Source organism: Streptomyces sp. A01 (assembly GCF_059026195.1).
On the sequence record NZ_JBWLKN010000004.1, the window covers coordinates 124,270 to 144,803 of the forward strand.

Here is a 20,534-nt window from a genome sequence, read left to right on the forward strand (position 1 = left end):
GGGTGAGGGCCCGTACGGTGCGTACGGGCTCCGGCCGTCCGCGGCCCGGATCACGGCCTCCGGGGACTGGGGGCCGATCACTGCCGCGCCGGGAACACGCGCGCACGCGCGTGTGGGCAGCCGCCCGTCAGCGGCGCCCGCTCCGTGCCCTCACCTGGTGCTCGCCGGGGCGAGCGGGGCGCGGGCCCGTGGTCTACTTCGTACAGGCATACAGGCATATGCCGTTCCCCGACCGGCCACCGCAGAGAGATGAACCACCCGCAGTGCGACTGAACCCACTCGACGAACGCATCGTGCACGCCCTCGCCGAGGACGCCCGCCGGTCCTACGCCGACATCGGCGCCCAGGTCGGCCTGTCCGCCCCCGCCGTCAAGCGGCGCGTGGACCGGCTGCGCGCCGAAGGCGCCATCACCGGTTTCACCGTACGGGTGGACCCGGCGGCGCTCGGCTGGGAGACCGAGGGGTTCGTCGAGCTCTACTGCCGCAGGAACACCTCACCCGAGGACATCCACCGGGGCCTCGCACGCTACCCGGAGGTGGTGTCCGCGTCGACCGTCACCGGTGAGGCGGACGCCATCGTCCAGGTCTTCGCCGCCGACATGCGGCACTTCGAAGGCGTCCTGGAACGCATCGCGGGCGAGCCCTTCGTCGAACGGACGAAGTCCGTGCTCATCCTGTCACCGCTGCTGCGCCGCTTCACGTCGGGGGCCCCGACGTAGCGAGCGCCCCACCGCCGTCTCAGGAGCGGGTCCGGGCAGCCCGTCCGCGCAGTCCTGCCGCCACCACGAAGGTGAGCAGCACCAAAGCCGCCGCTGTGACGCGGTATCCGGTGGCGACCGCGTGGGTGTACGCCGAGATCACCTCCGCGTGCGCGGTGCCGCCCGCCCTCGACGCGGCGGACAGCGCGCGGGAGGCCGAGCCGTCCTGGTCGCCGAGGGTGGCGGGGAGGCGGGCGGAGAACCGCGCGGAGAGCACCGTGCCGATCACCGCGACGCCGAGTGCGGCTCCCAGTTCCCGCGCGGCGGCGTTCAGCCCGGAGCCGACACCCGCCTTCTCCGGGGGCAGGGACGTCACCACGGCGTGGGACAGAACGGGCATCGTCATGCCGCAGCCCGTCGCCATGACCAGCAGATAGACCATGTACAGCGGGTACGGCGTCCCGGCGTCCGCCGTGGACAGGGCGAGCAGTCCGGCCGCGATGGTCAGCAGACCACCGGCGACGGTCGGCAGGGTGCCGAAGCGCGCCGCCCAGCCCAGGCCGCGCCGGGTCACGAGCATCATGCCGACCGCCACCGGCAGCACCCCGAAACCGGCCTGGAGCGCGCCGAACCCCTTCACGTACTGCAGGAACTGCGCGTTGACGTAGAACAGCGCGAACATGCCGAAGAAGGTGGCGGCCAGCCCGATCGTCCCGGAGCGTACGGCGGGCAGCTTGAACAGCCGCGGGTCGAGGATGGGGTGCGCGGTGCGCAGCCCGTGCACGGCGAAGACGGTGAGCAGGGCGGCGGCCAGCCCGAAAGCGGCCAGTACGGGCGCTGACGACCAGCCCCGGCCCGGTCCCTCGATGACGCCGTACAGCAGCGAGAACAGGCCGAGTACGAGCAGCACGGAGCCCGGCACGTCGAGGGCCACCCGGTTCCGGGGCGGGCGCGGCGCGACGCGCGCGGTCCAGCCGAGCAGCGCGAGCCCCAGCGGCACGTACGCCCAGAACAGCCCGCGCCACGGCAGGTACTCCAGGATCAGCGCCCCGCCGGTGTTGCCGAGGATGCCGCCGACGGCGACCGCCGCGCTCCAGCCGGCGACGGCGGCGCCGCGCCGCTCGGGGGCTGTGACGTGCAGCAGCAGCGACATCGTCGCGGGCATCACCAGCGCGGCGCCCGCGCCGGACAGGCCGCGTCCGGCCAGCAGCAAGGGGACGGAGGACGCGGCCGCCGACAGCGCGGCACCGGCGGTGAACAGCCCGAGCCCGGCCAGCAGCGCGCCCTTGCGGCCGAACCGGTCGCCGAGCGCTCCGGCGGGGATCAGCAGTCCGGCGAAGACGATGACGTACGTGTCGACGATCCACAGCAGCTCGGCGGACGAAGGCCGCAGACCGCTCGCCGAGAGCAGCGGTATCGCGAGGTTGATGGCGGCGACGAGGGACTGCGCGACGAGCACGGCGGCGCACATCGCGAGGAGGACGCCGCGGTGACCGGCCGGAGAGCGGGCGGGAGCGGCGGTGGAAACGGTCGCGGACATGGCGAAGAGACCCCCGGGGGGACGTGGTGGATGGAAGGGGAGGGAGGGGAGGGAAAGGCAGAGGGACAACGAAGGGAAAGCCGAGAGACCGACGTGCAGGACGCTAGAGCCGCCGGTTGTTGATCTCAAATGCAAGGTCCACAGGGAATACTTGCGTCATGCGCAAAGAACCTGTTCGGAGCGGGGAACACGGCCCCCGTACCGACCTGAATCTGCTGATCGCCCTGGACGCGCTGCTGGAGGAGGAGAGCGTCACGGCCGCCGCCGACCGGCTGGGGCTGTCAGGGCCCGCGATGAGCCGTGCCCTGGGGCGGGTGCGTGCCGCGCTCGGCGACCCCGTCCTCGTCCGCGCGGGCCGCCGCATGGTCGCCACTCCCCGCGCGCTCGCGATGCGCGCCGAGGTGCGGCGGCTCGTCGGCGATGCCCGCGCCCTGTTCGCCGCCGCCGAACCGGTGGACCCGGCGTCCCTGACCCGCGCCTTCACCCTCTCCGCGAACGATGTGCACGTCATGGCCTTCGGCGCGCGGCTGCTCGCCGGCGTCGCCGAGCAGGCGCCGCACGCGGCCGTGCGCTTCCTCGCCGAGGGCTCGTCGGGGACCGTGTCGCTGCGGGACGGCGCGGTGGACCTGAAGGTCGGCATCCCGGACCACAACGAACCGGAGACCAGCAGCGAGCCGCTGCTCACCGACCGCATGGTCGCCGTCGTACGGCCCGGCCACCCGCTGACCGAGGGCCCGGTGACCGCCCGGCGTTTCGCCGCGGCCAGCCATCTCGTCGTCTCCCGGCGCGGCCGTCTCGCCGGGCCCGTCGATGACGCGCTCGCCGCCCGCGGTCTGCGGCGCCGGGTCGTCGGGTCGGCCCCGACGCTGGCCGCCTCGCTGTTCCTGCTGCCGCACAGCGACGTGGTCGGCCTGGTGCCCGGCAGGCTCGGCCGGGCGGCGGTCACCGCGCTGGGCCTGCGGACCTTCGAGGTGCCGCTCGATCTGCCGCCGCTGCCGATCGCCATGGCCTGGCATCCCCGGCACGACGCCGACGGCGGCCACCGCTGGCTGCGCCACCTGGTGCGCGAGGCGGTGGCGGCGGTGCCTGAGGAGCCGGGCGACGGGCCCCGCCCCGGAGGGAGCCGCCCGCCGGTTGACGGTCCCCGTGACCGGTCCGGGCCCGCCCTCAGCCCATGAGCGGGTGACCGGGCGGGGGAGCCATGCGACGGGGACTGACGGCGCCCGTCCGCCTGCCGTGAGGCTCGCCAGCGGTGCCCCTCACAAATGCGGGCACAAGACCCGGCACGGTCCCCGCAGAAGCCCTCGCGCCCGCCTCGATGACTGCCGCCCTGCACGCCTCACCGCCTGCGGCAACCCCGGGTGCAACGAATCGCCGCAGAAGCCCCTCAACGCGCAATGAATCGGTCGCTGGCGCGCAACGGACGCGCCTTGTCCGCCGTGAGCGGCGGACCGTACCGTCTATAGGGCCCCACCTGAACGTTCGTGGCCGCGCCCCCTGCCCCGCATCACCCGTCCGAGGGATTCCATGACGTCGTCGCGCACCGCCTTGCTCCAGAGTTCCGGACGGCTTGGCGACGTCGCGCACAATCTCCGGGTCCTCGACGAGGCCGCCGCGCGAGCCGCCTCCGCCGGGGCCGGGCTGCTGGTCACCCCGGAGATGTTCCTCACCGGCTACGCGATCGGCGCCCAGATCCACGAGCTGGCAGAACCGGCCGACGGCCGCAGCGCGCACGCCGTCGCCGAGATCGCCGCCCGGCACGGTCTCGCCGTCGTCTACGGCTACCCGGAGCGCGGCCCGGCGCCCGACGCGGTGGAGCCAGGCGCACCGGCGCCGGAGCCGGGCCATGAGCAGGTCGTCTACAACGCGGCCCAGCTGATCGGCCCCGACGGCGAACGCCTCGCCAACTACCGCAAGACCCACCTCTTCGGCGCCTTCGAGCAGCGCTGGTTCACCCCCGGCCAGACCTCCGTCGTCCAGGCGGAACTGAACGGGCTCCGCGTCGGCATCATGATCTGCTACGACGTGGAGTTCCCGGAGAACGTCCGCGCGCACGCCCTCGCCGGTACGGATCTGCTGCTGGTGCCCACCGCGCAGATGCACCCGTTCCAGTTCGTCGCCGAATCCCTCATCCCGGTCCGGGCGTTCGAGAACCAGCTGTACGTCGCCTACGTCAACCGCTGCGGCCCGGAAGGCGAGTTCGAGTTCATCGGCCGCAGCTGCCTGGCGGGACCCGACGGCGTCGTCAGGGCCCGCGCCGGAGCCGACGACGAACTGGTCATCGCCGACGCCGACCCGGGCTTCCTGGCGCGGTCGCGGCAGACGAACCCGTATCTCCTCGACCGCCGCCCCGCGCTCTACGCCTCGTTGAGCTGACACCGTCGCCACCACCCACCGGCGCCGATCACCTCAATCACAGCCCGCCCCGCCCCGCCCGGCAGTGCGCCTGGCCGCGCGTCAGCGCCCGGACCCGCCCCGCCCCACCCAGCTCAGCCCCGCCCGCCCCACCGCAAGGAGCCCGCACCCCATGACGTCCACGGTGCCCACCGCTGTCCACGACGAGCAGTCCCCGCAGCCCGCCGAGCCGCCGGTCACCATGTTCGGGCCGGACTTCCCCTACGCGTACGACGACTACCTCGCGCACCCCGCCGGGCTCGGTCAGATACCGGCCACCGAGCACGGCGCCGAGGTCGCCGTCATCGGCGGCGGCCTCTCCGGCATCGTGGCCGCGTACGAGCTGATGAAGATGGGGCTCAAGCCCGTCGTCTACGAGGCCGACCAGATCGGTGGACGGCTGCGCACCGCACGCTTCGAGGGCTGCACCACCGACGGCATGCCCGGGGCCGAGGAACTGACCGCCGAAATGGGCGCGATGCGCTTCCCGCCGTGCTCCACGGCGCTCCAGCACTACATCGACCTGGTGGACCTCAAGACCCGGCCCTTCCCGAACCCGCTCGCCCCCGGCACCCCCTCCACCGTGGTTGACCTCAAGGGCGAGTCCCACTACGCCCGCACCCTGGACGACCTGCCGGAGGTCTACCACCAGGTGATGGAGGCGTGGAACAGCTGCCTGGAGGAGGGCGCCGACTTCTCCGACATGCAGCGCGCCATCCGGGAACGCGACATCCCCACCATCCGCGCGATCTGGTCACAGCTCGTCGAGAAGCTGGACAACCAGACCTTCTACGGTTTCCTCTGCGACTCCCCGGCCTTCAAGTCGTTCCGGCACCGGGAGATCTTCGGCCAGGTCGGCTTCGGCACCGGCGGCTGGGACACCGACTTCCCCAACTCCATCCTGGAGATCCTGCGCGTCGTCTACACCGGCGCGGACGACGACCACCGCGGCATCGTCGGCGGCAGCCAGCAGCTGCCCGAGCGGCTGTGGGAGCGGGAACCCGGCAAGATCGTGCACTGGGCCCAGGGCACCTCGCTGCGCTCGCTGCACGACGGCGACCCGCGCCCGGCCGTGACCCGGCTGCACCGTACGGCGGGCAACCGGGTGACCGTCACCGATGCCTCGGGCGACATCCGCACCTACCGGGCGGCCGTCTTCACCGCGCAGAGCTGGATGCTGCTCTCCAAGATCGAGTGCGACGACTCACTGTTCCCCATCGACCACTGGACGGCGATGGAGCGCACGCACTACATGGAGTCGAGCAAGCTCTTCGTGCCCGTGGACCGGCCGTTCTGGCTGGACACCGATGAGGAGACCGGCCGGGACGCGATGAGCATGACGCTCACCGACCGGATGACGCGCGGCACCTACCTGCTGGACAACGGGCCCGACCAGCCCGCCGTCATCTGCCTCTCGTACACGTGGTGCGACGACAGCCTCAAGTGGCTGCCCCTGTCCGCGAACGAGCGGATGGAGGTCATGCTCAAGTCGCTCCGCGAGATCTACCCGAAGGTCGACATCCGGAAGCACATCATCAGCAACCCGGTGACCGTCTCCTGGGAGAACGAGCCCTACTTCATGGGCGCCTTCAAGGCCAACCTCCCCGGCCACTACCGCTACCAGCGGCGCCTGTTCACCCACTTCATGCAGGACCGGCTGCCCGAGGACAAGCGCGGCATCTTCCTCGCGGGCGACGACATCTCCTGGACGGCGGGCTGGGCCGAGGGCGCGGTGCAGACGGCGCTGAACGCCGTGTGGGGCGTCATGCGGCACTTCGGCGGCGCCACCGACGCGACCAACCCGGGCCCCGGTGACGTCTACGACGAGATCGCGCCCGTGGAACTCCCGGAGGACTGACGGGACTGACGGGACTGACGGGACCGACAACGGGACCGACAGGACTGCCGGGACCGCTGTCGGGACTGTCGGGAACGACAGGAGCCACAGGCTGACGGGGAGGCTGCCGAACGTTCGGCGGCCTCCCCGTCAGTGTCCGGTAACCCGCCTCCCCGGTACGGCCGGTCGCGGCTGGGCGCGTGCCAGGTGCGGGCGGTCCCGGCTCACCTGCCGCCCGCCTCAGCCGGTACGCAGCGGAGTCAGCAGGCAGCGGCCGACGAGCCCCACGCTCGCGTCGATCCCCTCGGCGAACTCCTCCGCCAGATCAGGGAGTCGGCGAAGACCCCACAGCGCGCGGAACGACGCCCAGGCCGCGTCGCGCGCCCGGTCCAGGCTCCACGAGCCGACCAGGTGGGTGAGCGGGTCCGCCACGTCGAGCAGATCGGGGCCCGGCATCAGGTCCTCGCGGACGCGCTCCTCCATGCCGGACAGCAGATCGCCCACCCGGTCGAAGTCGGCTTCCAGCGCGTCCGGTTCCATGCCGTACGCGTGGCAGGTGTCGACGAGGGCGAGGGCCAGGTCGTTGCCGATGTGCGCGTTGATCCCGGCCAGGGCGAACTGCACGGGGCGCACCGCCGGGTGCCGCCGCGCCTGGAACAGCGGGCGCCAGCAGGCGGGCGGCCGCCGGCTCGCGGCCACCGCGTCCACGGCGCTGAGATAGCGCGCGGCGAAGCGCGCCGCGAGCCCTTCCGCCGTCTGCTCGCTGGTGAAGTGCCCGGCGGAGAGCCGGTCTTCGACCTCCTGCGTGACGGACAGGTACACGCTGTTGAAGACCGCCAGGCCGTCGCGCTCCGGCAGCGCGCGCTCCAGCGCGCTCATCCGTTTCAGCACCTCGGGCATGGTGGGCACGGCCGCGCGGCTGGCGCTGCGGGGGACGACTCGCTGCTTGGCCAACGTCATGCCGTCAGCGTCCCAGCCGGTCCGCGGGCGCGGTGGCCGGGAGCCGCCGCTTCCCCACAACGGAGTAACCGCCGTATCAGCGGGAGGACATGGGACATGCGCGCGCGGCCTCAGCTGGCGCCCTTCGCGGTGTCGTCCGTCCGCGGCGTGCCGTTGTCGTCGTACGTGCTCGTCCCCTCGTCCAGCAGCGGGGCCCGGTCGCCGATGGCGGGGGCGGGGTGCGGGCCCTTGAGGTGGGCGGGCGCCAGTGCGCGGAGCACGTGGTAGCCGCTGATCACGACGAGGGTGCCCAGCGCGATGCCGCTGAGCTCGAAGTTGTCGCTGATCTTCAGGCTCACGCCGCCGACGCCGATGATGACGCCCGCCGCGACCGGCACCAGGTGCAGGGGGTTACGGAGGTCCACCTTGTTGTGCACCCAGATCTGCGCGCCGAGCAGGCCGATCATGCCGTAAAGGATCACGGTGATGCCGCCGAGCACCCCGCCGGGGATGGCGGCGACCACGGCGCCGAACTTCGGGCAGAGCCCGAAGAGGAGGGCGAATCCGGCGGCGGCCCAGTAGGCGGCGGTGGAGTACACGCGGGAGGCGGCCATGACGCCGATGTTCTCGGAGTACGTGGTGTTGGCCGGGCCGCCGACCGCGGTGGAGAGCATGGTGGCCACGCCGTCGGCGGCGATCGCCGGGCCGAGCTGGTCATCCAGCGGATCGCCCGTCATCTCGCCCACGGCCTTGACATGCCCGGCGTTCTCAGCGATCAGCGCGATGATCACCGGCAGGGCGACGAGGATCGCGGACCACTCGAAGCTCGGTGCGTGGAAGGAGGGCAGCCCGACCCACTGGGCGTCGGAGACGGCGGATAGGTCGAGCCGCCAGTGGTCCACGGCCTCGGGGCCGCCGTTCACCGAGTGGATCTTGCCGAAGGCGCGGTCGAGGAGCCAGGACAGGACGTAGCCGAAGACCAGGCCCAGGAAGATCGCGATCCGGGACCAGAAGCCGCGCAGGCAGACCACGGCCAGACCGGTGAAGAACATGGTGAGCAGCGCGGTCCACTGGTCGGTCGGCCAGTAGGTGCTGGCCGTCACGGGCGCCAGGTTGAACCCGATCAGCATGACGACGGCGCCCGTGACGACCGGCGGCATCACCGCGTGGATGATGCGCGCGCCGAACTTCCGTACCGCCAGGCCGCTGAGGAACAGCGCGCCGCCGACCACAAAGATCGCGCCGGTGATGGCCGCGCTCCCGCCGCCCTGGGCACGGATCACCGCGGCGACACCGACGAAGGAGAGGCTGCACCCGAGATAGCTGGGCACGCGGCCCCGGGTGGCGAGCAGGAACAGGATGGTCGCGACGCCCGACATCATGATCGCGAGGTTGGGGTCGAGCCCCATCAGCACCGGAGCGACGAAACTCGCCCCGAACATCGCCACCACATGCTGTGCGCCGAGGCCGGCCGTTCTGGGCCATGACAGCCGCTCATCGGGTCTGACCACGGCTCCAGGGGCGGGAGTGCGCCCGTCGCCGTGGAGGGTCCAGCGCACGCCGAGGCCCATAGGAGTGCTCCACTTCTTCGCACAGTGATGATCTGTGTCAGGCTAATGCGGCAAAAGCGTGCTTTATCCCGAGTTGGCGCCGGGATGCCCGGCCGCAAGCATGACGCTGAGTAGTATCACCCGCCCATCGGCCCTGACGTGACCGTGGCGCCGCCACGGGCTCGTACGCCCAGCGGCAGACTCCCTACGGCCAGCGGCAGACTCCCTACACGCCGCCGCCGACTCCGGGCGGCTCGCCGAAGACTCGGTACGCGCGGCCGCGGGCGCGGTGCGTGCCGCCGCGGGCTCCGTGCGTGCCGCCGCAGATTTCGTACGCGCCGCCGCCCCAGCCGGACGGGAGCGGCGGAGTCGGCCGGGACGGCGGCGAGCGGCGGTGGTCAGCGGTGTGCGGCGCCGGCCGGCCGGGCATCCGGCCTGCCGCCCCGGCCGGCATGGCCGGTGGGGGCCGAGGGCGGGGCCGGGACGGCGGTGCCCGGCCCGCTCAGCCGTGGTCCGGCCGGCGCGCGCCCTCGCTCGGGGGCCGTGTTCCCGGGGCGCCCTGCGCCGAGGGGGCGGCGGTCTGGTCCTGACCGGCCGGGCGCAGCACGCCCGCGCCCGCGACCAGTCCCAGCGCCAGCAGTGTCACCAGCCCGAACGACACCGTCAGCGAGGTGATGTCGGCGACCGAGCCCATCGCTGAGGGGGCGATGAGCCCCGACGTGTAGGTGATCGTCGCCACCCCCGCGATGGCCTGGCTCGGTGCCGGGCCGCTGCGCGCGGCGGCGGCGAAGGCCAGCGGCACCACGACCGCTATGCCGAGGCCGAGCAGCGCGAAGCCGCCCATCGCCATCACCGGGTGCGCGGCGGTGACCACCAGCACTCCGCCGAGGGTCGCGCACACCCCTCCGGCCCGCACCGTGCGTACGGGGCCGAACCGGGTGACCACCGCGTCCCCGGACAGCCGCGCCACCGCCATCGTGCAGGCGAACGCGGTGGTGGAGGCGGCGGCGAGGCCGGGGGACGTGTCGAGCTCATCGCGCAGATACACCGCCGACCAGTCCAGGCTCGCGCCCTCGGCGAAGACCGCGCAGAACCCGATCGCGCCGATGATGAGCGCGGACCGGGGTGGCAGCGCGAAGCGCGGCGGCGGGTGCTCCTCCGGTGTGCTGCGCAGGTCCAGTACGCCCTGACAGGCCACCGCGCCCAGCGCGGTGAGCAGCACAGCGGTGGCCGCCAGGTGCGGCCTGGCGTCCACCTCGGCGTGTGCGGCGACCGTGCCCACGGCCGAGCCGATGAGGGCGCCCACGCTCCACATGCCGTGCAGCCCGGACATGATCGACCGGTCGAGGCGCTGTTCGACCTCCACGCCCAGGGCGTTCATCGCGACGTCCGACATGCCCGCCGTCGCGCCGAAGACGAACAGCGCGCCGCACAGTCCGAGCAGATTCGGGGCGAGCGCGGGCAGCGTGAGCGCGAGGGTCCACAGCGCGAGTAATCCGCGCAGCGCGGCGCGCGCGCCGAAGCGGTGGCTGATCCGCCCCGCGAGCGGCATGGCTATCGAGGCGCCGAGGGCGGGGAAGGCGAGTGCGAGGCCGAGCTGGCCCGCGCTGACGTCCACATGGTCCTGCACCCAGGGGATGCGGGTCGCGAAGCTTCCGGTGACTGATCCGTGCACGGCGAAGACCAGGGCGACGGCGACGCGCGCCCGGCGCACCCGCCGTGCCGCGTCCCCCGGCCCGCTTCCGGGCCCGGCCCCATCCGGCCTCTCGATCGCGTTCATGCACTCCAGCCTCTCCGCCGCGGGTGTCCGCGTCAGTTCGTCGCGTAAACTATCAGGAAGGCTCCCTAATGAATAATGTTTTCCTCCAGGCCCATGCAAGGATTCCCGCATGACCCCGACGCGCGTGCACTCCACCGGCCGCACCGCTTCCCCCAGCACCGCCCGCGCCATCAACGACCGGCTCGCCCTCGGATTCCTCCAGCGCGAGGGGCCGCTGACGGCGAGCCAGCTCAAATCGCTCACCGGGCTCTCCCGCCCCACCGTCGCCGACCTCGTCGAACGACTCCAGGGGGCGAACCTGATCAGCGTGGTCGGCGAGAGCGGAGCCGAGCGGCGAGGGCCCAACGCGCGGTTGTACGGCATCGTCGCCGATCGCGCCCACCTCGCCGGAGTCGACGTACGCACCGACAGCGTCACCGTCTGCGTCGCCGACCTGCTCGGCCGCGCGCTCGCCGAGGCGTCGCTCCCCATCGGCCCCGAGACCGCCGGCGCGCCCGCCGTCGAAGCCGCCGTGGCCCTGCTGGAACGTACGGCCGCCGACGCGGGGGCCGGTCCGCTGCACACCGTCGGTGTCGGCGCGCCCGGCCTGCTCGACCCGGCCACCGGCACACTCGGCCACACCGGCTGGCTGCCCGGCTGGCACGGGGCCCTGGTCGCCGCGCTGCGCGACCGGGTCGGCGCGCCCCTGCTGCTGGAGAACGAGGTCAACCTGGCCGCCGTCGCCGAGCAGCGGCTCGGTGCGGCCCGCGACCGGGACACCTTCGTGCTGCTGTGGCTGGGCAGCGGAACAGGCGCCGCCGTCGTCCTCGACGGCGCGCTGCGCCGGGGCGCTTCCGGCGGCGCGGGAGAGATCGGCTTCCTGCCGGTGCCCGGCACCGGCGGCCTGCCGGGTGCGGGCGGCTGCGACGGCGGCTTCCACTCGCTGGCGGGCGGCGCGGCCCTGCGCGCGCTCGCCCACCGGCACGGGCTCGCGGCCGAGGGCGAGGACGCCCACGCGGTGGCGGCCGTGCTGCGTACGGCCGTCGCCGTGCTGGAGAAGGACGGGGCGGCCGGACCTGAGAACGCCTTCCTCGACGCGTACGCGGACGGCGTCGCCATCGGGGCCGCCGCCGTCAGCGCCGTGCTCGACCCCGGCTGCGTGGTCCTCGGCGGTGAGAGCGGCCTCGCCGGTGGCGAGACGCTGGCCCGGCGCGTACAGGAGCGGGTCGCCCGGATGTCCCCGGTCCGCCTGGACGTCCGCCCGGGCACCGTGGGCGGTGGCGCCGTGCTGCGCGGCGCGGTGCTCACCGCGATGGACGCGGCCCAGGACGACCTGTTCGGCGTCGCGCGCTGACCTCGTGCTCGCGGCTGCCGGACAGCACGAGCCGCGTCCATCCGGCGAGTTGCCCCACGATCACGCGAGCGCGCCGAGCGCCGTGCGGGAAGAAGGGGAGGACGATCAGCGCGGGGACGCAGGCCGCCGTCACCAGCAGGAGGGGCAGCAGCGCGAGGGCTACGACAAGGGCACGCACCGGGGGCGCGGACAGTGGTTGCACGGGGATAAGGTCCCTTCGGTCGGTGGGAACCCCACTGTGCGGAGCGCGCGTTGAGTGCGGTAGCGGCAACGGGGTTGCCAGTTCCTGGCAAAGGCCAAGGGGGCAACGCGGTGACGGATGTGACGCGGCGGACTGCGGGTTCCGGCGCGGTGGAGCGCGGCGAGGTGGCCGAGGTTGCGGAGCTCGGCAACGCGTTGACGGCCCTCTTCAACGACCTGGGCATCAGCCAGAACCAGTACGCGTACCGGGTGAAGCTCGACAAGTCGGCGGTCTCCCGCTTCCTGCGCGGGCGGCGTATCGCCCCGCAGGACTTCGTGGACCGCCTCGTCAGCGAGGTCGAACGGCACCGGGGCAGCGGCCTGCAGCCGGAAGTGCGGCAGCGGCTGCGCGCGATGCGGCTGGAGGCGCTGCGGGTGTGCGACCCGGGCGAGCACCGGCTGGAACTGCTGCGTGACGAGGTCGAGCGGGCCAAGCGCGACGTCCACCGGCTGCGGCAGCACCAGGAGGGCCTTTCGCTGCTGCTGGACAAGAAGCAGGCGGAGGCCGACGAGGCGCGGCGGGAGCTGGGCCGGCTGCGCACGGACTGGGCCGCCGAGCGGCTGGGCAGCGACGAGCTGCTGGGGCAGCTCGCCCGGCTGCGCGAGGAACTGGACCGCACCAGCAGAGCGAAGGAGACGGCGGAGGCGCGCTGCGCCGACCTGGAGGCGCGGCTGAACGCGCTGGAGGTGCGGCTCGCCGAACAGCATGAGGCGGCGGGCGGGACCGGGAACGTGGTGCCGCTGGAGGCGTTCCGGGAGCGGCTGACCGCGCTGTGGGAGGCGGGCGAGGCACACGAGGCCGCGCGGGAGCTGGCCGAGGCGGCGTGGGCCAGGCCCGTCGGTGACGTCGTCGAGCTGTGGAAGTGGCTGCTCGACCAGCGGGCGCGAGCCGACGCCGAACAGCTGGTGTCCGACGCGATACGGCTGCGCCCGTGGCAGCAGGTGGCGCAGATGGTCGAGGTGACGCACGACGGCATCCGGGTCAGGCGATGGCTCAGGGAAGCGGGGCGGCGCCGGTCCCGCGTGGACGTTCTGCGGCTGTGCGAGCGCTGGCCGTCGGCCGGGCGCAGAGGGCCGCTGTTCAACGGCTGGTGCCAGAGCAGGAGCTCGGAGGAGACGGTCCGGCTGGTGTGGGATCTCGGCCACCTGCCGAACCGGAGCGCGGTCGGGGAGCTGTGCACCGCGATCGGTCAGGGCCTGTCCTCGCAGTGCGTCGAGGTGGTCAACGGCCTCCTGGACCTCGGCTGCGAGGAGGAGGCGCGGACCGTTCTGCGGGTGCTCGTCGGGCGGACCCCCCGGAAGCTGATCCTCCCTCAGCAGCTGGAGCGGCAGCAGCTCGGCAGCCGGGTCCGGCACGTGGACTTCGTCCTGCGCGTGCTGGCCGAGGAGGCCGACGACGACTATCTGACCGACTTCTCGGCGGTGCTGCGCGCCGGGGACACGGCCGAGTCCCGGTTGCTGCGCGACCGCTTCCGGCGGGCCGTCGCCGAGGCCGGGCAGGACCTCGCTTGGTGAGAGCCGCCCGCCGGGCCGCGCGTGCGGCGTCAGGATGATCTGGAGCGTGCCACGCCACCGCCCTCCGTCAAGGGTGGAGAGTCCACGGCCTGATTCCTGGTCAAAGGACCGTGGACCCCGTGTGCCGTGGGGCCCACCGGCTACGTGGCGCTTGGCCGGTGCCGTACGCACGCAGCCGGTCGGCGAGCTTGTGGTGGGCGGGCCCAGGCGCCGCATCTCCTCCGGGAGGCGACGCGGACCGGGCCGGAGACAGCCCGAAACCGGCGAAAACAAGCCGCGGCTGTGAGTCAGACCACAGGTTCCACCCGTATGCCCGCTCGGCAGGCATGGCAGACTGGAACCTGTACCAGTGACGTCAGCGCACTCCGGGGTCGGTGAAAGTCCGAACCGGCGGTTATAGTCCGCGACCCGTCCGCTGCCAGCGGCCGGTTGACCAGGTGAAACTCCTGGACCGACGGTTAAAGTCCGGATGGGAGGCAGTGCGCGGCGGGTGAGCACCGGTGCGCCGCTGTGGCGGTTCATCCTTACGGGTGAGCTCCCTTTCCCGGTTTTCCCGGTTTCGGCGCCCCCCGGTGTGACACACCCGTTGTTCTGTCATCTCGACAGCCCCGGAGTCCGTGCCCGAAGAGGCAGGAGGACCCGGTGGCCCCCGAATCGGCAGCCGCGGCAGAAGCCGCCGCCATGCGCCACGCCATCGCGCTCGCCGCCCGCGGCCTTGGAAACACCAGCCCCAACCCCGTCGTCGGCTGCGTCATCCTCGACTCCTCGGGCACGCCCGTAGGCGAAGGCTGGCACCAGCGGGCGGGCGGTCCGCACGCCGAGGTCCATGCCCTGCGCGCCGCCGGTGAGCGGGCCCGTGGCGGCACCGCCGTCGTCACCCTTGAGCCCTGCGACCACACCGGCCGCACCGGCCCCTGCACCCGTGTCCTCATCGACGCCGGAATCGCCCGCGTCGTCTACGCCGTCGCCGACCCCACCCCCGCGGCGACCGGCGGCGCCCGGACACTGGCCGCCGCCGGAATCACGACCGAGGGCGGACTGCTCGCCCAAGCGGCGGCGGCCGGGAACGAAGCCTGGCTGACCTCGGTCCGGACCCGGCGCCCGTTCGTGCTGTGGAAGTACGCGGCCACCCTCGACGGGCGGATCGCCGCCGCCGACGGCAGCAGCCGGTGGATCACCTCGCCCGAGGCGCGCGCCGACGTCCACCGGCTGCGCGCCGAGGCCGACGCCGTCATCGTCGGCTCCGGCACCGCCCGCCTCGACGACCCGCAACTCGCCGCCCGTACCGCGGCCCCAGACGTCAGCCAGCCGCTGCGGGTCGTCATCGACACCCGGGCCGTCGTCGTACGGCCCGGCGCGCGCGTCCTCGACGGCACCGCCCCCACCCTGGTCGCCGTCGCCGAGGACGCCGACACCTGGCACCTGGACGGACTCGCCCGCGTCCTGCGGCTGCCGGCGGGACCCGGCGGCCGGGGCCTGGACATCCCGGCGCTGCTCCACGCCCTGTACGAGCAGGACATCCGGTCGGTGCTGCTGGAAGGCGGCCCCACGCTGGCCGGGTCCTTCGTCGCGGCCCACGCCGTCGACAAGGTCGTCGGCTACCTCGCTCCCGTGCTGCTCGGCGCCGGGCCCGCGGCCCTCGCCGACGCCGGAATCACCACCCTTGGGCAGGCGTTGCGGCTCGACGTGACCGACACCGCGCGCATCGGCCCTGACCTGCGCATTACGGCCGTGCCACAGCCACTGGCCGCTCCTTCGACCCCTCAGGAGAGCTGACGTGTTCACCGGAATCGTTGAAGAACTGGGTGCGGTCGCCGCCATCGAGAACCGTGGGGACTCCTCCCGGTTCCGGCTGCGTGGCCCGCTCGTCACCGAGGGCGCCAAACACGGCGACTCCATCGCCGTCAACGGCGTCTGCCTGACCGTTGTCGAGACCACCGACGGCGAATTCACCGCCGATGTGATGGCCGAAACGCTTCACCGCTCCAGTCTCGGCACGCTCGTCCCCGGCTCGCGCGTCAACCTGGAGCGCCCCATGGAGCTCGGCGGCCGCCTCGGCGGCCACCTCGTGCAGGGGCACGTGGACGGCACCGGCGTCATCGCCGAGCGCGTGCCCGGCGAGCACTGGGAGATCGTCAAGGTCTCGCTGCCGCCCGAGCTGTCCCGTTACGTGGTGGAGAAAGGGTCCGTCACCGTGGACGGAATCAGTCTGACCGTCGTCGAAGCGGCCGCCACCCACTTCACCGTCAGCCTCATCCCCACCACGCTGAGCCTCACCACGCTCGGCGCCAAGCAGGTCGGCGACCCCGTCAACCTGGAGGTCGACGTGCTCGCCAAGTACGTCGAACGGCTCCTCAACGCGAGCGGCACCGCGCTCCCCGCCACCAGCGGCGCGCGACCGGCACCCGAGGGGGTCATCCGGTGAACCCCGCCGACCGGCCGGGCAGCCAGGCGTTCCCGCTGTCCGATCGGCACGTCATCCGGTCCGGCACGACCGGCGACGCGTCCGGTCCCGCCGCCCTCGCCTTCAGCAGTGGCCCGGCCTCCTCCGGCCCGGTCTCCCCCGGCCACCTCACGCCCGCCCTGTGGGGCGCCCGCGCACGGTGGCAGCGCTCCCGCCCGGGTGCGCCCGTCCTGGAAGGAGCGCCCGCATGACCGCGCCGCTCAGCTGGTACGACTCCCGCGCCACCGACTACCGGGGCCCCAGCGGCCCCGCCATCGACGGCCTCGCCCTGGACCCCGTGGAACGTGCCATCGGCGAGATCGCCGCCGGACGGCCCGTCGTGGTCGTGGACGACGAGAACCGGGAGAACGAGGGCGACCTCGTCATCGCCGCCGAGAAGGCCACGCCCGAGGTCGTCGCCTTCATGATGAGCGAGTGCCGCGGGCTGATCTGCGTCCCGTTGGAAGGTTCCGACATCGACCGCCTCGACCTGCCCCAGATGGTCGAGCACAACACCGAGTCGATGCGGACCGCGTTCACCGTCTCGGTCGACGCGGGCCCCGAGCACGGGGTCAGCACCGGCATCTCCGCCGCCGACCGGGCCGCGACCATCCGGCTCCTCGCCAACCCGCACAGCGCCCCCGGCGACTTCGTCCGCCCCGGTCACGTCTTCCCGCTGCGCGCCCGCTCCGGCGGCGTCCTCACCCGCAACGGGCACACCGAGGCCGGGGTGGACCTCGCCCGGCTCGCGGGGCTCCGCCCGGCCGCCGCCATCGTGGAGATCGCGGGGGAGGACGGCGCGATGCTGCGGCTGCCCGAACTCGTGCCGTTCGCCCGCAAGAACGGCCTGGCGATCATCTCCATCGAGGACCTCATCGCCTACCGCGCCTCGGCGGAGCCCACCGTCCGCCGCGAGGCCGAGACCCGGCTGCCCACCGCCTACGGCGACTTCCGCGCCTACGGCTACCGCTCCACCGTCGACGGCATCGAGCACATCGCCCTCGCCCAGGGCGACCTCGGCGACGGCGAGGACATCCTCGTCCGCGTCCACTCCGAGTGCCTGACCGGCGACATCTTCGGCTCCCAGCGCTGCGACTGCGGCACCCAGCTCCAGGCGTCCATGCGGCGTATCACCGCCGAGGGCCGTGGCGTCGTGCTCTACCTGCGCGGCCACGAGGGCCGGGGCATCGGGCTGCTGTCCAAGCTGCGCGCGTACGAACTCCAGGAGCGCGGCAGGGACACCCTCGACGCCAACCTGGAGCTCGGCCTGCCTGCCGACGCCAGGGACTACGCCGCCGGGGCGCAGATGCTCGCCGACCTCGGCGTGCGCTCCGTACGGCTGATGACCAACAACCCCGAGAAGGCGGCCGCCCTCATCGAGCACGGCATCCGCGTCACAGGCCGTGAGCCGATGCCGGTCGAGGCGGGCGAGCACAACCTGCGGTACCTGCGCACCAAGCGGGACCGGATGGGCCACGAGCTGCCCTGGCTGGACCTGGACCTGGACACCGACCACGGCGCGGCCCTGGGCGGCCAGTAACCGAAGGACCGGTGACGGGATGGCGCCGGCCAACGGAGACCCGCGGCGTCGGCCAGTGGACCTGCCCGTCAACTGGCGGCCCTCGACACACCCCCGTCAACCACGCCCGTCGAGCACCGCGAGCACCACCCCGCACAGCAACCTGACATCCCGCATCAGCACAGCGCGCACAGCGCGCACAGCGCACCAAGGAGAGAGCATGAGCGGCAAGGGCGCCCCGGAACTGTCCGTGAAGAACTGCGGAGACCTGCGCGTCGCCGTGATCGCGTCGCAGTGGCACGAGCAGATCATGGACGGCCTCATCGGCGGGGCGCTGCGCGCCCTGACCGAACTGGGCATCGACGAGCCCACGGTGCTGCGGGTGCCCGGCAGCTTCGAGCTGCCGGTGGTCGCCAAGGGCCTCGCCGGTCGCGGCTACGACGCGATCGTGGCACTCGGCGTCGTCATCCGGGGCGGCACGCCGCACTTCGACTACGTCTGCCAGGGCGTCACCCTGGGCCTGACCCAGGTCAGCGTCGAGACCGGGGTCCCCGTCGGCTTTGGCGTGCTGACCTGCGACGACGAGCAGCAGGCGCTGGACAGGGCCGGGCTTGACGGCTCGCGGGAAGACAAGGGCCACGAGGCGGTCACCGCCGCCGTCGCGACCGCCACGACCCTGCGGTCGGTGTCCGAGCCCTGGCGCTGAGCAGCCCCGCGCCACCCCGTAGGCTAAGGACCACCATGGCCAACAAGACATTCGAGGAGCTCTTCACCGAGCTCCAGCAGAAGGCCGCCTCGGGCGACCCCAGCACATCCCGCACCGCAGAACTGGTGGACAAGGGCGTGCATGCCATCGGCAAAAAGGTCGTCGAGGAGGCCGCGGAGGTGTGGATGGCCGCCGAGTACGAGGGCGCCGACGCCACCGCCGAGGAGATCTCCCAGCTGCTGTACCACGTTCAGGTGATGATGGTCGCCCGCGGCATCTCCCTCGACGACGTATACGCTCACCTCTGATCCGCCGACACCCGTAAGCGGGCAGCGGCACCGCCCGCGGCGGCGACCCCGCCTCGTGCGCCGTTCGCCTCGCACGTTCTCGCCCACACCGACGCACCGCACACCGACGCATCGCATCCCAACGCACCGCATCCCAACGCACAAAGGAACCTGACCTCATGCTGCGCATCGCCGTCCCCAACAAGGGTTCACTGTCCGAGCCTGCGTCGGCGATGCTCCATGAAGCGGGCTACCGGCAGCGCAAGGACCGGCGCGAACTCGTCCTCGTGGACACCGCCAACGGCGTCGAGTTCTTCTTCCTGCGCCCGCGCGACATCGCCGTCTACGTCGGCTCCGGCCGCCTGGACATCGGCATCACCGGCCGTGACCTGCTGCTCGACTCCGGCTCCCAGGCCGAGGAGATCATGCAGCTCGGCTTCGCCGGGTCCACCTTCCGCTACGCCACCCGCCCCGGTACCGCCAAGGACGTCAGCGAGTTCGGCGGCATGACCGTGGCGACCTCCTTCTCCGGCCTCGTCACCAAGCACCTCGCCGACAACGGCGTCGACGCCTCCGTCGTGCACCTCGACGGCGCCGTGGAGACCGCCATCCAGCTCGGCGTCGCCGAGGTCATCGCCGATGTCGTGGAGACCGGCACCACGCTGCGCAACGCCGGACTGGAGATCATCGGCGAGCCGATCCTGGAGTCCGAGGCGGTCGTCATCCGCCGTACGGGGGAGCGCACCGACGACCCCAAGGTGCAGCAGTTCCTGCGCCGCATGCAGGGCGTCCTCGTCGCCCGCAGGTACGTGATGATGGACTACGACATCCGCGTCGAGCACGTGGAGCGGGCCGTGGCGCTCACCCCCGGCCTTGAGTCGCCCACCGTCTCCCCGCTGCACCACGAGGGCTGGGTCGCCGTCCGGTCCATGGTTCCCTCGCGGGACGCCCAGCGCATCATGGACGAGCTGTACGACCTCGGCGCCCGCGCCATCCTCACCACCGGCATCCACGCCTGCCGCCTGTGACCCCGCGCCCGTCCCGCGCGGCGCGGCAGTGCCCGCGGCCGGGGGACGGGCCACGCTGGGCCGCCGTCACGGCGGCGGCCCGCCGGGTCCCGCACCGTACGGGCCCGCCGCAACCGACCGACGTGATCTGAGAGGCTGACGAGTGTCCGCGCCCCTGCCCGACCTGCCGATCACCTTCCGCCCGACCCGCACCCGGGTCGTGCTGACGGTCGTCAGCGTCGTGCTGTTCGCCACGCTGCTGATCATCGCGCTGATCCTGCCCGCACTCAGCCCGGGGGAGCGGGTCAGCTTCATCTTCACCGGACTGGTGTTCTCCGGCGTGCTGGCTGTTCTCAGCAGGCCCAAGGTCATCGCTGACACCACCGGTGTCACGGTCGTCAACCTCACCGTCAAGCGGCAGCTTGAGTGGCCCGAGATTGTACGGGTCAACCTCCGCTCGGGCGATCCGTGGGTCTTTCTCGACCTCGCAGACGGCACCAGCCTGCCCGCCCTCGGCATCCAGCCGGGCATCGCCAAGGCGCAGGCCATCCACGACGCGCGGACGCTGCGCGCGCTCGCGGAGAAGTACGGGACAGGCGACCACACGCACTGAGCACTCTGCCGTCCGCCACAGCTCCTTGATTACCCTGTATCCCCAAGGCGCGCCCCTGTGCCTCGCCCCCCGGCGGAATCCCGCGCGCAGCGCGCGGGCCGGGTGGGCCCCTGCGATTCGAGGAGTGACTCCC

General features: G+C 72.8%; 18 protein-coding genes and 1 riboswitch. Of the genes, 14 read left to right on the forward strand and 4 right to left on the reverse strand.

Going from position 1 to position 20,534, the window contains the following annotated elements:
• The first annotated feature begins 218 nt into the window (after nucleotides 1–218).
• Nucleotides 219–719 (forward strand): Lrp/AsnC family transcriptional regulator, encoded by a 501-nt coding sequence (locus AC5P1B_RS06755; RefSeq protein ID WP_493885807.1) that lies wholly within the window; start codon nucleotides 219–221, stop codon nucleotides 717–719.
• A gap of 19 nt (nucleotides 720–738) precedes the next feature.
• On the opposite strand, the gene AC5P1B_RS06760 is transcribed toward AC5P1B_RS06755, so the two are convergent.
• Nucleotides 739–2,238: an MFS transporter gene (locus AC5P1B_RS06760; protein WP_493885622.1), complete on the reverse strand. Its 1,500-nt coding sequence runs from the start codon at nucleotides 2,236–2,238 to the stop codon at nucleotides 739–741.
• 158 nt (nucleotides 2,239–2,396) lie between these two features.
• Between AC5P1B_RS06760 and AC5P1B_RS06765 the strand changes: the two genes are divergently transcribed.
• The 3 genes from AC5P1B_RS06765 (at nucleotide 2,397) to AC5P1B_RS06775 (ending at nucleotide 6,490) form a co-directional block, all read left to right on the forward strand.
• Entirely contained in the window at nucleotides 2,397–3,416 is a 1,020-nt protein-coding gene (locus AC5P1B_RS06765; RefSeq protein WP_493885623.1) for a LysR family transcriptional regulator, read from the forward strand.
• A gap of 349 nt (nucleotides 3,417–3,765) precedes the next feature.
• Nucleotides 3,766–4,614: a carbon-nitrogen hydrolase family protein gene (locus AC5P1B_RS06770; protein ID WP_493885624.1), complete on the forward strand. Its 849-nt coding sequence runs from the start codon at nucleotides 3,766–3,768 to the stop codon at nucleotides 4,612–4,614.
• Between the two features lie 151 nt (nucleotides 4,615–4,765).
• Entirely contained in the window at nucleotides 4,766–6,490 is a 1,725-nt protein-coding gene (locus AC5P1B_RS06775; protein ID WP_493885625.1) for a flavin monoamine oxidase family protein, read from the forward strand.
• A gap of 219 nt (nucleotides 6,491–6,709) precedes the next feature.
• Here AC5P1B_RS06775 and AC5P1B_RS06780 read toward each other — a convergent pair whose 3' ends face one another.
• From AC5P1B_RS06780 to AC5P1B_RS06790, 3 genes are all read right to left on the reverse strand, one after another.
• On the reverse strand, nucleotides 6,710–7,369 hold the full coding sequence (locus tag AC5P1B_RS06780; protein ID WP_493885808.1) for a DUF5995 family protein: 660 nt from the start codon (nucleotides 7,367–7,369) through the stop codon (nucleotides 6,710–6,712).
• Nucleotides 7,370–7,539: 170 nt separating this feature from the next.
• Nucleotides 7,540–8,979, reverse strand: a complete 1,440-nt coding sequence (locus AC5P1B_RS06785; RefSeq protein ID WP_493885626.1) for a uracil-xanthine permease family protein — start codon at nucleotides 8,977–8,979, stop codon at nucleotides 7,540–7,542.
• A gap of 481 nt (nucleotides 8,980–9,460) precedes the next feature.
• Nucleotides 9,461–10,738, reverse strand: a complete 1,278-nt coding sequence (locus AC5P1B_RS06790) for an MFS transporter (RefSeq protein WP_493885627.1) — start codon at nucleotides 10,736–10,738, stop codon at nucleotides 9,461–9,463.
• A 109-nt stretch (nucleotides 10,739–10,847) separates the two neighbouring features.
• On the opposite strand from AC5P1B_RS06790, the gene AC5P1B_RS06795 reads away from it, so the two are divergent.
• The 10 genes from AC5P1B_RS06795 to AC5P1B_RS06840 all read left to right on the forward strand — a co-directional run bounded on the left by AC5P1B_RS06795 (nucleotide 10,848) and on the right by AC5P1B_RS06840 (nucleotide 20,401).
• Nucleotides 10,848–12,071, forward strand: coding sequence for an ROK family transcriptional regulator (locus AC5P1B_RS06795; protein WP_493885628.1), 1,224 nt, complete (start codon nucleotides 10,848–10,850; stop codon nucleotides 12,069–12,071).
• A gap of 312 nt (nucleotides 12,072–12,383) precedes the next feature.
• On the forward strand, nucleotides 12,384–13,826 hold the full coding sequence (locus AC5P1B_RS06800) for a hypothetical protein (protein ID WP_493885629.1): 1,443 nt from the start codon (nucleotides 12,384–12,386) through the stop codon (nucleotides 13,824–13,826).
• A 356-nt stretch (nucleotides 13,827–14,182) separates the two neighbouring features.
• Nucleotides 14,183–14,313, forward strand: a riboswitch (FMN riboswitch).
• Nucleotides 14,314–14,507: 194 nt separating this feature from the next.
• Nucleotides 14,508–15,602: a bifunctional diaminohydroxyphosphoribosylaminopyrimidine deaminase/5-amino-6-(5-phosphoribosylamino)uracil reductase RibD gene (gene ribD, locus AC5P1B_RS06805; RefSeq protein ID WP_493885809.1), complete on the forward strand. Its 1,095-nt coding sequence runs from the start codon at nucleotides 14,508–14,510 to the stop codon at nucleotides 15,600–15,602.
• A gap of 1 nt (nucleotide 15,603) precedes the next feature.
• Nucleotides 15,604–16,251, forward strand: coding sequence for a riboflavin synthase (locus AC5P1B_RS06810; RefSeq protein ID WP_493885630.1), 648 nt, complete (start codon nucleotides 15,604–15,606; stop codon nucleotides 16,249–16,251).
• A complete protein-coding gene (locus AC5P1B_RS06815; RefSeq protein WP_493885631.1) occupies nucleotides 16,248–16,481 on the forward strand; it encodes a hypothetical protein in 234 nt (77 codons plus the stop codon). The genes AC5P1B_RS06810 and AC5P1B_RS06815 overlap by 4 nt, the downstream gene beginning before the upstream one ends.
• Entirely contained in the window at nucleotides 16,478–17,809 is a 1,332-nt protein-coding gene (locus AC5P1B_RS06820) for a bifunctional 3,4-dihydroxy-2-butanone-4-phosphate synthase/GTP cyclohydrolase II (protein WP_493885632.1), read from the forward strand. Before AC5P1B_RS06815 ends, AC5P1B_RS06820 begins: the two co-directional genes overlap by 4 nt.
• A 199-nt stretch (nucleotides 17,810–18,008) precedes the next feature.
• The gene (ribH, locus tag AC5P1B_RS06825) at nucleotides 18,009–18,494 is read left to right on the forward strand and encodes a 6,7-dimethyl-8-ribityllumazine synthase (RefSeq protein WP_493885633.1); all 486 of its coding nucleotides are present in this window, start codon (nucleotides 18,009–18,011) and stop codon (nucleotides 18,492–18,494) included.
• A 35-nt stretch (nucleotides 18,495–18,529) separates the two neighbouring features.
• Nucleotides 18,530–18,802 carry a phosphoribosyl-ATP diphosphatase gene (locus AC5P1B_RS06830; RefSeq protein WP_493885634.1) on the forward strand — a complete coding sequence of 91 codons (273 nt, stop codon included), beginning with the start codon at nucleotides 18,530–18,532 and terminating at the stop codon, nucleotides 18,800–18,802.
• Between the two features lie 158 nt (nucleotides 18,803–18,960).
• Nucleotides 18,961–19,809 carry an ATP phosphoribosyltransferase gene (gene hisG / locus AC5P1B_RS06835; protein ID WP_493885635.1) on the forward strand — a complete coding sequence of 283 codons (849 nt, stop codon included), beginning with the start codon at nucleotides 18,961–18,963 and terminating at the stop codon, nucleotides 19,807–19,809.
• Between the two features lie 142 nt (nucleotides 19,810–19,951).
• Nucleotides 19,952–20,401: a PH domain-containing protein gene (locus tag AC5P1B_RS06840; RefSeq protein WP_493885636.1), complete on the forward strand. Its 450-nt coding sequence runs from the start codon at nucleotides 19,952–19,954 to the stop codon at nucleotides 20,399–20,401.
• The last annotated feature ends 133 nt before the right edge of the window (nucleotides 20,402–20,534 follow it).

Coding starts and splice junctions, on each gene's coding strand:
- AC5P1B_RS06755 (WP_493885807.1), top strand. CDS start 219: ATGCCGTTCCCCGACCGGCCACCGCAGAGAGATGAACCACCCGCAGTG.
- AC5P1B_RS06760 (WP_493885622.1), bottom strand. CDS start 2,238: ATGTCCGCGACCGTTTCCACCGCCGCTCCCGCCCGCTCTCCGGCCGGT.
- AC5P1B_RS06765 (WP_493885623.1), top strand. CDS start 2,397: ATGCGCAAAGAACCTGTTCGGAGCGGGGAACACGGCCCCCGTACCGAC.
- AC5P1B_RS06770 (WP_493885624.1), top strand. CDS start 3,766: ATGACGTCGTCGCGCACCGCCTTGCTCCAGAGTTCCGGACGGCTTGGC.
- AC5P1B_RS06775 (WP_493885625.1), top strand. CDS start 4,766: ATGACGTCCACGGTGCCCACCGCTGTCCACGACGAGCAGTCCCCGCAG.
- AC5P1B_RS06780 (WP_493885808.1), bottom strand. CDS start 7,369: ATGCCCGAGGTGCTGAAACGGATGAGCGCGCTGGAGCGCGCGCTGCCG.
- AC5P1B_RS06785 (WP_493885626.1), bottom strand. CDS start 8,979: ATGGGCCTCGGCGTGCGCTGGACCCTCCACGGCGACGGGCGCACTCCC.
- AC5P1B_RS06790 (WP_493885627.1), bottom strand. CDS start 10,738: ATGAACGCGATCGAGAGGCCGGATGGGGCCGGGCCCGGAAGCGGGCCG.
- AC5P1B_RS06795 (WP_493885628.1), top strand. CDS start 10,848: ATGACCCCGACGCGCGTGCACTCCACCGGCCGCACCGCTTCCCCCAGC.
- ribD (WP_493885809.1), top strand. CDS start 14,508: ATGCGCCACGCCATCGCGCTCGCCGCCCGCGGCCTTGGAAACACCAGC.
- AC5P1B_RS06820 (WP_493885632.1), top strand. CDS start 16,478: ATGACCGCGCCGCTCAGCTGGTACGACTCCCGCGCCACCGACTACCGG.
- ribH (WP_493885633.1), top strand. CDS start 18,009: ATGAGCGGCAAGGGCGCCCCGGAACTGTCCGTGAAGAACTGCGGAGAC.
- AC5P1B_RS06830 (WP_493885634.1), top strand. CDS start 18,530: ATGGCCAACAAGACATTCGAGGAGCTCTTCACCGAGCTCCAGCAGAAG.
- hisG (WP_493885635.1), top strand. CDS start 18,961: ATGCTGCGCATCGCCGTCCCCAACAAGGGTTCACTGTCCGAGCCTGCG.